This is a genomic window from Sinomonas halotolerans (assembly GCF_039615075.1).
Taxonomy (GTDB): domain Bacteria; phylum Actinomycetota; class Actinomycetes; order Actinomycetales; family Micrococcaceae; genus Sinomonas; species Sinomonas halotolerans.
This window is the reverse complement of sequence record NZ_JBDFRB010000012.1, coordinates 1-12,349: the sequence shown is the minus strand read 5'-3', so window position 1 is coordinate 12,349 and position 12,349 is coordinate 1. Positions and strand designations below refer to the sequence as shown.

The 12,349-nt window shown below is 69.2% G+C and carries 7 protein-coding genes; 6 read left to right on the top strand and 1 reads right to left on the bottom strand.

Going from position 1 to position 12,349, the window contains the following annotated elements; genetic code table 11:
* Nucleotides 1-203: 203 nt before the first annotated feature.
* The 4 genes from ABCQ75_RS12555 to ABCQ75_RS12540 all read left to right on the top strand — a co-directional run bounded on the left by ABCQ75_RS12555 (nt 204) and on the right by ABCQ75_RS12540 (nt 7,435).
* Nucleotides 204-2,660 carry a phosphoketolase family protein gene (locus ABCQ75_RS12555; protein WP_345885711.1) on the top strand — a complete coding sequence of 819 codons (2,457 nt, stop codon included), beginning with the start codon at nt 204-206 and terminating at the stop codon, nt 2,658-2,660.
* A 288-nt stretch (nt 2,661-2,948) separates the two neighbouring features.
* Nucleotides 2,949-4,724: an ABC transporter family substrate-binding protein gene (locus ABCQ75_RS12550; RefSeq protein ID WP_345885710.1), complete on the top strand. Its 1,776-nt coding sequence runs from the start codon at nt 2,949-2,951 to the stop codon at nt 4,722-4,724.
* A 109-nt stretch (nt 4,725-4,833) separates the two neighbouring features.
* Nucleotides 4,834-6,372 carry an ABC transporter permease gene (locus tag ABCQ75_RS12545; RefSeq protein WP_345885709.1) on the top strand — a complete coding sequence of 513 codons (1,539 nt, stop codon included), beginning with the start codon at nt 4,834-4,836 and terminating at the stop codon, nt 6,370-6,372.
* Nucleotide 6,373: 1 nt separating this feature from the next.
* Nucleotides 6,374-7,435 carry an ABC transporter permease gene (locus ABCQ75_RS12540; protein WP_345885708.1) on the top strand — a complete coding sequence of 354 codons (1,062 nt, stop codon included), beginning with the start codon at nt 6,374-6,376 and terminating at the stop codon, nt 7,433-7,435.
* Here ABCQ75_RS12540 and ABCQ75_RS12535 read toward each other — a convergent pair.
* Nucleotides 7,422-8,051, bottom strand: a complete 630-nt coding sequence (locus ABCQ75_RS12535; RefSeq protein ID WP_345885707.1) for a PH domain-containing protein — start codon at nt 8,049-8,051, stop codon at nt 7,422-7,424. The two genes, ABCQ75_RS12540 and ABCQ75_RS12535, sit on opposite strands and share 14 nt — an antisense overlap.
* 74 nt (nt 8,052-8,125) lie before the next feature.
* On the opposite strand from ABCQ75_RS12535, the gene ABCQ75_RS12530 reads away from it, so the two are divergent.
* Together ABCQ75_RS12530 and typA are read left to right on the top strand one after the other, a co-directional pair.
* Nucleotides 8,126-9,997: an ABC transporter ATP-binding protein gene (locus ABCQ75_RS12530; protein WP_345885706.1), complete on the top strand. Its 1,872-nt coding sequence runs from the start codon at nt 8,126-8,128 to the stop codon at nt 9,995-9,997.
* A gap of 298 nt (nt 9,998-10,295) precedes the next feature.
* The gene (gene typA, locus ABCQ75_RS12525) at nt 10,296-12,221 is read left to right on the top strand and encodes a translational GTPase TypA (RefSeq protein ID WP_345885705.1); all 1,926 of its coding nucleotides are present in this window, start codon (nt 10,296-10,298) and stop codon (nt 12,219-12,221) included.
* The last annotated feature ends 128 nt before the right edge of the window (nt 12,222-12,349 follow it).

Here is a 12,349-nt window from a genome sequence, read left to right as displayed (position 1 = left end):
CGGCCCCGGGAAAAAGAGCGTTCGGCTAAGTATCCACATGCGGGCAATTCGCGTCTACATTCCTCGCTGCGTGTCAGCCGCATTCCGCAGGTGCACGCAACGATTCAGCACGCGCACGGCGGGCGGGACACCGCGCGCCCGCGTCGCTACGCTGGGGCGTGTACGGCCGCGCGCCGCGGCAGGAGCCCAGGGGAAGGCGTCCCGTGACAGATCCCGACAGCACCGCCCAGCCCGAACCCACCGCCCAGCCCGACAGCACCGACCACCAGCCGGATCGGCACCGTTCCACAACACTGACCGACGCCGAGGTCGAGGACCTCGAGCGCTGGTGGCGCGCGGCGAACTACCTCTCGGTGGGCCAGATCTACCTCCGCGACAACCCTCTCCTGCGGGAACCCCTCGCGCCCGAGCACGTCAAGGCCCGCCTCCTCGGCCACTGGGGCACCACGCCGGGCTTGAACTTCGTCTACGCCCACCTCAACCGCGCCATCGTCGAGCGGGACCAGGCCATGCTCTTCGTCACGGGCCCCGGCCACGGCGGCCCGGCGAACGTGGCGAACGCCTATCTCGAGGGCACCTACTCAGAGGTCTACACGCGCTTCGGCGACAACGAGGACTCGCTCCGGCGCCTCTTCCGCCAGTTCTCGTACCCGGGCGGCGTCCCGAGCCATGCGGCGCCGGAGACACCGGGTTCCATCAGCGAGGGCGGCGAGCTCGGCTACTCCCTCGCGCACGCCTTCGGCGCCGCGTTCGACAACCCGGACGTCGTCGTCGCGTGCGTCGTGGGGGACGGCGAGGCGGAGACGGGCCCGCTCGCGGCGAGCTGGCAGTCCACCGCCTTCCTCGACCCGGTCCATGACGGCGCAGTGCTCCCCATCCTGCACCTCAACGGGTACAAGATCGCCAATCCCACCGTGCTGGCCCGCCGCCCGGAGTCCCAGCTCCGCGCGTACTTCGAGGGCATGGGCTGGGCACCGCGGTTCGTCGCGGCGGACGACGGCGAGGACCACGCCGCCGCGCACCGCGCCTTCGCGTCGGCGCTGGCAGAGTGCCTCGACGCCATCCGCGGCATCCAGGATCGCGCGCGGTCGGGGGAGGGCCGCGGGCCGGGCGACTCCGCGGAGCCGTGGCCGCTCATCGTGCTCCGCTCGCCGAAGGGCTGGACCGGCCCTCCCGAGGTGGACGGCGTCCCGGTCGAGGGCACCTGGCGTGCGCACCAGGTCCCGCTCTCCGGAATCCACGAGGAACCGGGGCACCTCGCGCAGCTCGAGGCGTGGCTGCGCTCGTACCGTCCCGAGGAGCTGTTCGCGCACGACGGCGGGCGCTCGCCGGAGCTCGTCCGCCTCGCCCCGCGCGGGGACCTCCGGATGAGCGCGAGCCCGCACGCGAACGGGGGCCGCCTCCTGCGCGACCTCACGCTGCCCGACGCCCGGGCGCACCTGCAGGCAGTGGAGGCGCCCGGCGTCGTGCGCGCAGGGGCGATGGGCGTCCTGGGCGAGTGGCTGCGGGAGGTGGTGCGCGCCAACCCGGAGACGTTCAGGCTGTTCGGGCCGGACGAGACCGCCTCGAACCGCCTGCAGGCCGTCTATGCGGCCACCGACAAGGTGTGGCAGGAGCGGATCGAGGGCGTCGACGAGCATCTGGCGCGGGCCGGCCGGGTCATGGAGGTGCTCAGCGAGCACCTGTGCCAGGGCTGGCTCGAGGGGTACCTGCTCTCGGGGCGGCACGGCGTGCTGAACTCCTACGAGGCGTTCGTGCACATCGTGGACTCGATGTTCAACCAGCACGCGAAGTGGCTCAAGGTGCACCGCGAGCTGCCGTGGCGCCTGCCGGTCGCCTCGCTCACGTACCTCCTCTCGAGCCATGTGTGGCAGCAGGACCACAACGGGTTCTCGCACCAGGACCCGGGGTTCATCGACCATGTGGTGAACAAGAAGGCCGAGGTGGTGCGGGTCTACCTGCCCGTGGACGCGAACACGCTCGTGTGCACGATGGACCACTGCCTGCGCAGCCGCGACTACGTCAACGTGGTGGTGGCGGGCAAGGCGCCGGCGCTGCAGTGGCTGGGCCCCCAGGAGGCGCGCGAGCACTGCGCGCGGGGGATCGGGGTGTGGGACTTCGCCGGCAGCGAGGTGGCGGGGGAGGAGCCGGACGTGGTGCTCGGATGTGCGGGGGACGTGCCGACCGGGGAGGCCGTGGCCGCCGCGCAGCTCCTGCGCCGTGACCTGCCGGGCCTCAGGGTGCGCGTCGTGAACGCGGTGGACCTGATGCGGCTCCAGGACCCGCGTGAGCATCCGCATGGCCTCCCGGACGCCGAGTTCGACGCGCTCTTCACGGTGGACCGGCCGATCGTGTTCGCGTACCACGGCTATCCGTGGCTCATCCACCGGCTCACCTACCGGCGCACCAACCACGGCAATCTCCATGTGCGCGGGTACATCGAGGAGGGCACGACGACGACGCCGTTCGACATGTGCCTGCGGAACCGGATCGACAGATACCACCTCGCGATGGACGTGATCGACCGCGTGCCCGGCCTCGGCCCGCGCCACGCCTCGCTGCGGCAGCGGTACGCCGACGCCGCGTTCAGAGCACGCGACTACACGCGCAGGCATGGCGAGGACCCGGCAGAGGTGAGCGGGTGGACGCTCGGCGACTGATTGGACGGGAGCCGCCTACCAGAGCGTAGGTGCCGAGATCAAGGGCAGGGATTGATTGGGAAAAGCCAATCGCGAGCCCGGAGCCGAGACCGCAGCCATCAGAACGTGAAAGATATGTTGCAGCTTCATAACGACGATGATCTGAAACGGAACTTTCGTAGCCACGGGGGCGGGGCCGCGTCTAGGCTGTCCAGCATGTGAGGCGCGCCACGTCTTCTCTCGGGGGAAGGGCCGTCTTGCCGGGGCAGTTCCCCGGCGCCATCACACATACGCAGATTAGGAGGCGGAATGCGTTTCGGGCGTATTTCCAAGGCGATCGGCGTCGCTGCGGCGGCTGCTCTCGCGCTCAGTGCCTGCGCGACCCAGGGGTCGGGGCAGGCCGGGGCGAGCGGCGAGGCGGATGCCAAGCAGGGCGGCACGGTCACCGTGGTCGAGGTGAACGCGTTCAACACGTTCAACCCCAACACGGCTGACGGCAACACCGACATCAACTCGAAGATCAGCTACCCGACGCACTCGGGCTTCTTCTACATCGACAACCAGCTCAACGTCGTCCACAACGAGAAGTTCGGCAAGTTCGAGAAGGTCTCCGAAGACCCGCTGACCGTCAAGTACACGATCAACGAGGGTGTCAAGTGGTCCGACGGCACGCCCGTCACGGCACACGACCTCTTCCTGCAGTGGGCCGTGTACTCGGGCTACTACGCCGACGCGGACGCCGAGGGCAAGAAGGGCAACGCCTACTTCTCGTACGCCGGTGACACGACCGGGCTCAACGCAACCGAGGTCCCGGAGCTGTCCGACGACGACCGCACCCTCACGGTCAAGTACACCAAGCCGTTCGCCGACTGGGAGATCGCCCTGGGCGGGCCCGGCATCGACATCCCGGCCCACGTCGTTGCGAAGAAGGCCGGGCTGGAGGATGCCAAGGCCCTCACGGACCTCATGAAGGGCATGAAGAAGGGCGACCCGGCCAAGCCGGCACCCGTCAACGAGACCCTCAAGAAGGCCGCTGACTTCTACAACACGGGCTTCGAGACCAAGACGCTGCCCTCGGACACGAGCCTGTTCCTCTCCAACGGCCCGTACATCGTCAAGGACATCGTCCCGGACCAGTCCATGACGCTCGTCAAGAACAAGGACTACACGTGGGGCCCCGAGGCGCACGTGGACGAGATCGTGGTCCGCTACATCGGTGCTGCCCCCGCCCAGGTCCAGGCCCTCAAGAACGGCGAGGCGGACATCATCGCCCCGCAGGCCTCCGCCGACACGGTGGAGCAGCTCAAGGCGATCCCCGGGGCCGAGGTGCTCCAGGGCAAGCAGCTCTCCTACGACCACCTCGACCTGAACTTCTCGGGCCCGTTCAAGGACAAGGACGTCCGCACGGCGTTCATGCTCACGGTCCCGCGCCAGGACATCGTGGACAAGCTCATCAAGAAGATCGACCCCGAGGCGAAGCCGCTCGACTCGCAGTTCTTCGTGCCGGACCAGGCTCCGTACGAGAACTCGGTGAAGAACAACGGCTCCTCCGCCTACCAGAAGGTGGACATCGCCAAGGCGAAGGAGCTCCTGGGCGGCAAGCAGCCCGAGATCCGCATCATGTACAACAAGGACAACCCGAACCGTGTCGACGCATTCTCGCTCATCCGCGAGTCGGCGCAGAAGGCCGGGTTCAAGATCGTCGACGGCGGGCTGGGCAAGTCGGACTGGGGCAAGGCGCTCGGCTCCGGCACCTACGACGCCACGATCTTCGGCTGGATCAACTCGGGCGTGGGCGTCTCCGGCGTCCCGCAGATCTTCAAGTCGGGCACCGACTCGAACTTCAACGGGTTCTCGAGCCCGGAGGCGGACAAGCTCATGGAGGAGCTGGTCGTCACCACCGAGAAGGAGAAGCAGGACGAGCTCATCACGCAGATCGACAAGCTCGTGTGGGAGTCCTCGTACGGCCTGCCGCTCTTCCAGTCGCCGGGCGTCGAGGCGCACAGCGACAAGGTCGAGGGCGTGAAGTACATGCCGAACCAGACCGGTGTCTGGTGGAACTTCTGGGACTGGTCGGTCAAGTAGCCGGTCCCGCGTTCTGACACACGGAAGCGCCGGGACCAAGCACCACGGTCCCGGCGCTTCCGGGCGTCCCGGCTCCCGACAACCGACTCACCACGAGGTACTTCACACCATGGTCACCTACGTCGTCCGGCGGCTCATCACAGCCGCCCTCATACTCCTCGGCGCGTCCTTCCTGGTCTACAACCTGACGGCGCTGTCGGGAGACCCCCTCGAGGAATTCCGTGCGAGCAGCGCCCCCAACGCCAAGCAGCTCATGGAGGCCAGGGCGCAGCTCCTGGACCTCGAGACGCCCGCGCCCATCCGCTACTTCAAGTGGCTCGCCGGTGCCGCGCAGTGCCTCATCCCCTTCGCGGGGCGGTGCGATCTCGGCACGAACCTCGCCGGGCAGCCCATCACCGAGGCGCTCGGCATCGCCCTCGTGCAGACGCTCACGCTTGTCACGGCAGCGACCGTCCTCGCCATCCTCATCGGCGTCTCCCTCGGCATCATCACGGCCCTCCGCCAGTACAGCTCGCTGGACTACGGCGTGACCTTCATGGCCTTCCTCTTCTTCTCCCTGCCGATCTTCTGGGTCGCCGTCCTGCTCAAGGAGTACGGCGCCATCGGCTTCAACAACTTCCTGCGCGAGCCGGAGATCCCCTGGTACGTGGCGGCGCTCATCGGCCTCGCCGCCGGCGCCGTGGCCGCGGCAGCAGTCGGCGGAGAGCCCAAGCGGCGGGCCGTGGTGGGCGGCAGCGTCTTCGCGTTCACCACCGTGGTCCTGGTCCTCGCCTCCGTGACGCGCTGGTTCCGCTTCCCGGGCCTCGGGCTCGCCGTGATCCTCATCGCCGGGGTGGGCATCGCCTTCGCGACCACGGTCCTCGTCTCCGGCCTGCAGAACAGGCGCGCCCTCTACGCCGGCCTCACCGCCGTCGGCGTGGGACTGGTCGCCTACTTCCCGGTCCAGGGGCTCCTCAACCTCGCCACTCCGCTCATGGTCATCATCCTCGCGGTCGTGACCGTCGGCGTCGGCGTCGGGCTCGGCTGGGCGTTCGGCGGCTACGACCGCGGCCAGAACATGCGCGTGGGCGGCATCACGGCCTTCCTCGTGGGCTTCGTGATCCTCCTGGACCGCTTCATGCAGGCCTGGCCGGCCTACTTCGACCACAGCAAGATCCGCGGCCGTCCCATCGCGACAATCGGCGCCGAGACCCCCAACCTCGCTGGGGACTTCTGGATCGAGGGCATCGACTCCTTCACGCACCTCATCCTGCCGACCATCGCGCTCATCCTCGTCTCGCTCGCGAGCTACACGCGCTTCACGCGCTCCTCGATGCTCGAGGTCATGAACATGGACTACATCCGGACGGCGCGTGCCAAGGGCGTGAGCGAGCGGGCCGTGGTGATGCGCCACGCGTTCCGCAACGCGCTCATCCCGATCGCCACGGTCGTTGCGTTCGACATCGGGGCGCTCATCGGCGGCGCCGTCATCACCGAGACCGTGTTCTCGGTGCGCGGCATGGGCTTCATGTTCATCGACGGGATCTTCCATGTCGATCCCAACCCGGTCATGGGCGTTTTCCTCATGGTGTCCATGACGGCCCTGGTGTTCAACCTCATCGCGGACCTCGTCTACTCCGCTCTCGACCCCCGCGTAAGGGTGAAGTGATATGTCCCAGCCAACCCAGCAGAACGAGCTCCTCGCCGAGCGGGAGGCACTCCCGCCCACACCGGCGGCCGGCGTCGAGGACGTCATCGAGGCCAAGGGCCTGAGCCAGGGGCAGATCGTCCGGAAGCGCTTCTTCGGCCACACCGGGGCGCTCGTGGGCCTCGTGGCCTTCTTCGCGATCCTGCTGCTCGCCTTCACCTCGGTCGGATGGGGTCCCATTCCGGGATGGTGGCGGTACAGCCACGTGGACGTCACCCCGCTCGTCAATGACGGCGCGCCCACCATGTCCCTCGCGCCCCTGCAGTTCGGCGAGCACCCGTTCGGCCAGGACAGGATCGGCCGCGACCTCTTCGCCATGACGATGCGCGGGGCGCAGCAGTCCATCACCGTCATGCTCATCATCGGCCTCATCGCCGGCCTGATCGGCGTGGTGGTCGGGTCCCTCGCAGGCTACTTCCGAGGATGGGTCGAGGCCGTGCTCATGCGCCTGACCGACGTCGTCATCATCATCCCCGCGCTCCTGCTCGCGGCGGTCATGTCCCAGCTGGCCGGCCGGCGCGACTCCGGGAGCTGGTTCGCCTCCTTCGCCGCGGACAACGGCGTGGTGGTGCTCGGCGTCTTCCTCGGCTTCGTGGTGTGGGTCGGCCTCGCGCGCCTCGTGCGCGGCGAGTTCCTCACGCTCCGCGAGCGCGAGTTCGTGGACGCCGCACGGATCTCGGGTGCGTCCAACCTGCGCATCATCTTCAAGCACATCCTGCCCAACGCCGTGGGCGTCGTGATCGTGAACGTCACGCTGACCATGAGCGCGGCCATCCTGCTCGAGACGGCGCTCTCCTACCTCGGCGTGGGCGTCAAGGCGCCGGACACCTCCCTGGGCCTGCTCATCTCGCAGAACCAGGAGGCGTTCTCCACGCGCCCGTGGCTGTTCTGGTGGCCGGGCCTGTTCATCGTCCTCATCTGCCTGAGCATCAACTTCATCGGCGACGGCCTGCGCGATGCGTTCGACCCGCGCCAGAAGAAGTTCAACGCCAAGAAGGCGAAGGCCCGTGTCAGCCGGCGGTGAGCGTCACCGCGCTCACGACGCCGAGCAGCACCGTGAGCGCGAGGGGCACCCAGGCGATCCGGCGCACGGCGTGCGCCTCCTCGGTGCGGCCGGCGACGGCCGCGCCCGAGTCCAGGGCGTCCGCCCAGCGCGTGCGGACCAGGGCCGCGGCCTGGCCGGAGTCGGTGTTGCGGAGGTCTCCCGGGCGCACCGATCGTGCGGGTCCGTAGGTGGTCTCGGGCAGCCCGTCCAGATGTTCCGGCGACGCGTGGCGGGCGCCCCAGATGCCGGGGGCCGGAGCTGCCCACGCCGTGAAGCGCTGCGAGCCGGTGGCGAGCGTGAGCGCGTACTTCGTGTCGACGTAGGCGAGGGCGTCCCAAGGGATCCCGATGCTGCGGAACGGGTTGCGCAGCTCCACGCCCGCGTCGCTCACCACGACCGCCGGTCGCCAGAACAGGACCCAGCCCGCCACGGCGAGCAGCGCGAGGGGTGCGGCGAAGCGCAGGCCGGCGAAGCCCGCCGTCGTGAGCGTCATGGCCACCCCGAACCCGGCGATGCCCCACACTGCCGCGGCGAGGACCCTGTTGCTGCGAGCGGTGAAGGTCTCGATGCGGCCGGTGTGCGTCAGGGCGTCCATGCCCCCATGATTCAGGATTCGCCCCGCGGCGGCCAAAGCGGCCGGGCGGGGATGTGCGGAAGGAAGCAGTGACCATGTCGGAGAACCTCGGGCGGGCAGGGAGCCCGCGCACTCAGGGCCAGGACACCGTTGGCACCACCCCGGGCGGGTCGGGGCTGACCAAGGGCGAGCCTGTGCTCGAGGTCCGCGGGCTCAGCGTGGACTTCGGGGTGGACAAGGAGTGGATCCCGGCCGCGATCGGCCTCGACTACGAGGTCCGCGCGGGCGAGGTCCTCGCCATCGTGGGGGAGTCGGGTTCGGGCAAGTCCGCGAGCTCCATGGCGCTCCTGGGCCTCCTGCCCAGCAACAGCCGGGTCTCGGGCAGCGTGAAGCTCTCGGGCCAGGAACTGCTCGGCAAGGACGTCAACCGCGTCCGGCAGGTGCGCGGCAAGGACGTCGCGGTCATCTTCCAGGAGCCCATGACGGCGCTCAACCCGGTCTACACGATCGGCAGCCAGATCGTGGAGACCATCCGCCTCCACAACCCGGTCTCGCCGGCGCAGGCGAAGGCGAAGGCGCTGAAGATGCTCGAGCTCGTCGAGCTGCCGGACCCCCAGAAGGCCTTCAGGTCCTATCCGCACCAGCTCTCGGGCGGCCAGCGGCAACGTGCGATGATCGCCCAGTCGCTCTCGTGCGACCCCAAGCTGCTCATCGCAGACGAGCCCACGACCGCGCTGGACGTCACGGTGCAGGCCGAGATCCTCGACCTCATGCGGCACCTCAAGGACAAGCTCAACTCCGCCGTCATCCTCATCACGCATGACATGGGCGTGGTCGCGGACCTCGCGGACCGCATCGCCGTCATGCGCAAAGGCCTCATCGTCGAGACGGGCACGGCCGAGCAGATCTTCGCCGCGCCCCAGCACCCCTACACGCAGGCGCTCCTCGCCGCGGTGCCGCACCTCGGCCAGGGCGGCGAGGGGGCCGGCGACGACGTCGACATCACCGCGGCGCTCGCCTCGGCCACGGGCGTGGAGCTCGAGGGCGTCGACTCGGCCGAGCTCGTTGCCCGGGAGCGGGCCAACGAGGCCGCGCTCGCGGCCGCGGAGACCGAGGGAGCCGGGCGGGGCACCGCCGTCCTCGAGCTGCGGGACGTGGCGATCGAGTATCCCAAGCAGGGCCGGGTGCCCGCGTTCCGCGCCGTGGAGGGGGCGAACCTGACCGTGTACCCCGGCCAGGTGGTGGGGCTCGTGGGGGAGTCCGGCTCGGGCAAGACGACGATCGGCCGGGCGGCCGTGGGGCTGCTGGACGTGGCCGAGGGGTCCCTCAAGGTGGTGGGCCGCGAGATCGCCGGGCTCAAGAAGAATTCGCGCGAGCTGCACGAGCTGCGCCGGAGCGTGGGCATGGTGTTCCAGGACCCCTCGTCATCGCTCAACCCGCGCCTTCCCATCGGGGAGTCCATCGGCGAGCCCATGCTTCTGGCCGGGGTCGCGAAGGGCGCGGACCTCCACAAGCGCGTGGAGACGCTCCTCGACCAGGTGGAGCTCCCGCGCTCCTACCGTAACCGCTACCCGCACGAGCTCTCGGGCGGGCAGAAGCAGCGCGTGGGAATCGCCCGCGCCCTCTCGCTCAAGCCCAAGCTCATGGTCGCGGACGAGCCGACGTCCGCGCTCGACGTCTCAGTCCAGGCCAAGGTGCTCGAGCTCTTCCAGTCGCTCCAGCGCGAGCTCGGGTTCGCGAGCCTCTTCGTCACGCACGACCTCGCGGTCGTCGATGTGCTGGCGGACTACATCTGCGTCATGCAGCGGGGCAGGATCGTGGAGCAGGGGACCCGGGACGCGATCCTGCGCAATCCGCAGGAGGCCTACACGCAGCGGCTCCTCGCGGCCGTGCCGCTGCCGGACCCGCAGAAGCAGCGCGAACGGCGCGAGCTGCGCGAGCTGCTGGCAGGCAGCGGGGTGGTCTGACCCGGACCGCGGCCCTGCGCATCGACGTGTTCTTCGTCACGGACCGCTCCCTGTTCCTTGGGGAGCGTCTCGGACGCAGCAGGGCCGACGGGGCGGAGCCGCGCCCGCCCTGTGGCGCCGACCGCTGCCAGTGCCGAGCGGGCAGCCGCGTGCGGGCGCGACCGGACCTGCAGCCGTGCGGGTAAAATAGGAGGGCTGGCCCTGAAGAGGGTCCGTTCAGCTGTGCCTCGCGGACGGTCCGTTCCGTTGCGCGTGAGGCCGCTGACCGCCGAACCCACTCGAATCGAGCCTCACTCGCATGACTGAAACCGTGTCCACCGCTTCACGCACCGACCTCCGCAACGTCGCCATCGTGGCGCACGTCGACCACGGCAAGACGACCCTCGTCGACGCCATGCTCAAGCAGACGAACTCGTTCGCCTCCCACGGCGAGGTCGAGGACCGGGTCATGGACTCGGGCGACCTCGAGCGTGAGAAGGGCATCACGATCCTCGCGAAGAACACGACCGTCCGCTACGCGGGTCCGGCCGCCGCTGAGGTCGGGGAGCCCGAGGGCATCACGATCAACGTCATCGACACCCCCGGCCACGCGGACTTCGGCGGCGAGGTCGAGCGCGGGCTCTCGATGGTGGACGGCGTCGTGCTCCTCGTGGACGCGTCCGAGGGCCCGCTCCCGCAGACCCGCTTCGTGCTCCGCAAGGCGCTCGCCGCGCACAAGCCCGTGATCCTCGTGGTCAACAAGACCGACCGCCCGGACGCCCGCATCGACGAGGTCGTCCACGAGACGATGGACCTCCTGCTCGGCCTCGCCTCCGACCTCGCGGACGAGGTCCCGGACCTCGACCTCGACACGGTCCTGGACGTCCCGGTCGTCTACGCAGCGGCACGTGCCGGCGCCTCGTCCCTCGAGCAGCCCGCGGACGGCTCGGTCCCGGCGAACGACAACCTCGAGCCGCTCTTCGAGACAATCCTCAAGCACATCCCTGCGCCGACGTACAACCCCGAGGGCGTCCTCCAGGCGCACGTGACCAACCTCGACGCCTCGCCGTTCCTCGGCCGCCTCGCCCTCCTGCGCATCTACAACGGCACGCTCCGCAAGGGCCAGCAGGTCGCCTGGGCCCGCCAGGACGGCACGCTCAAGACCGTCAAGATCACCGAGCTCCTCGCCACCAAGGCGCTCGACCGGGTCCCGGCCGAGTCCGCCGGCCCCGGCGAGATCGTCGCCGTCGCAGGCATCGAGGACATCACCATCGGCGAGACGCTCACCGACGTCGAGAACCCGCAGCCGCTGCCGCTCATCACGGTCGACGACCCCGCGATCTCGATGACCATCGGCATCAACACGTCCCCGCTCGCGGGCAAGGTCAAGGGCGCCAAGGTCACCGCGCGCCAGGTCAAGGACCGCCTCGACAAGGAGCTGATCGGCAACGTCTCGATCCGCGTCCTGCCGACCGAGCGCCCCGACGCTTGGGAGGTCCAGGGTCGCGGTGAGCTGGCCCTCGCCATCCTCGTCGAGCAGATGCGCCGCGAGGGCTTCGAGCTCACGGTCGGCAAGCCGCAGGTCGTGACGAGGAAGGTCGACGGCCAGGTGCACGAGCCGATGGAGCACATGACGATCGACGTCCCCGAGGAGTACCTCGGCGCGGTCACGCAGCTCCTCGCCGCCCGCAAGGGTCGCATGACCAACATGTCCAACCACGGCACCGGGTGGGTGCGCATGGAGTTCATGGTCCCCGCGCGCGGCCTCATCGGCTTCCGCACGCGGTTCCTCACGGACACCCGCGGCGCCGGCATCGCGTCCTCGATCTCCGAGGGCTACGAGCCGTGGGCCGGCGAGATCGAGTACCGCACCAACGGCTCGCTCATCGCCGACCGTGCAGGCGTTGCCACCCCGTTCGCGATGATCAACCTCCAGGAGCGCGGGACGTTCTTCGTCCAGCCGACCGCCGAGGTGTACGAGGGCATGATCGTGGGCGAGAACTCGCGCGCCGACGACATGGACGTCAACATCACCAAGGAGAAGAAGCTCACCAACATGCGCTCCTCCACGGCGGACTCCTTCGAGGGCCTCACCCCGCCGAAGACGCTCACGCTCGAGGAGTCCCTCGAGTTCGCCCGCGAGGACGAGTGCGTCGAGATCACCCCGGAGCACATCCGCATCCGCAAGGTCATCCTGGACTCGAACGAGCGCCTCAAGGCCGCGCGCAACCGCTCCCGCGCCTGACGTTTCGGGTACACATAAGGGGCTCAGAACCCCTTTTCGGGTACACATAGGGGACCCAAAATCCACCTTCGGGTACGGATAAGGGGCCCAGAAGCCCCCTTCGGGTACGACGACGGCCGGTGCCTTCC

Bases quoted from the DNA above. Each gene is read 5' to 3' on its own strand.
- ABCQ75_RS12550 (WP_345885710.1), top strand. From the start codon at position 2,949: ATGCGTTTCGGGCGTATTTCCAAGGCGATCGGCGTCGCTGCGGCGGCT.
- ABCQ75_RS12545 (WP_345885709.1), top strand. From the start codon at position 4,834: ATGGTCACCTACGTCGTCCGGCGGCTCATCACAGCCGCCCTCATACTC.
- ABCQ75_RS12540 (WP_345885708.1), top strand. From the start codon at position 6,374: ATGTCCCAGCCAACCCAGCAGAACGAGCTCCTCGCCGAGCGGGAGGCA.
- ABCQ75_RS12535 (WP_345885707.1), bottom strand. From the start codon at position 8,051: ATGGACGCCCTGACGCACACCGGCCGCATCGAGACCTTCACCGCTCGC.
- ABCQ75_RS12530 (WP_345885706.1), top strand. From the start codon at position 8,126: ATGTCGGAGAACCTCGGGCGGGCAGGGAGCCCGCGCACTCAGGGCCAG.
- typA (WP_345885705.1), top strand. From the start codon at position 10,296: ATGACTGAAACCGTGTCCACCGCTTCACGCACCGACCTCCGCAACGTC.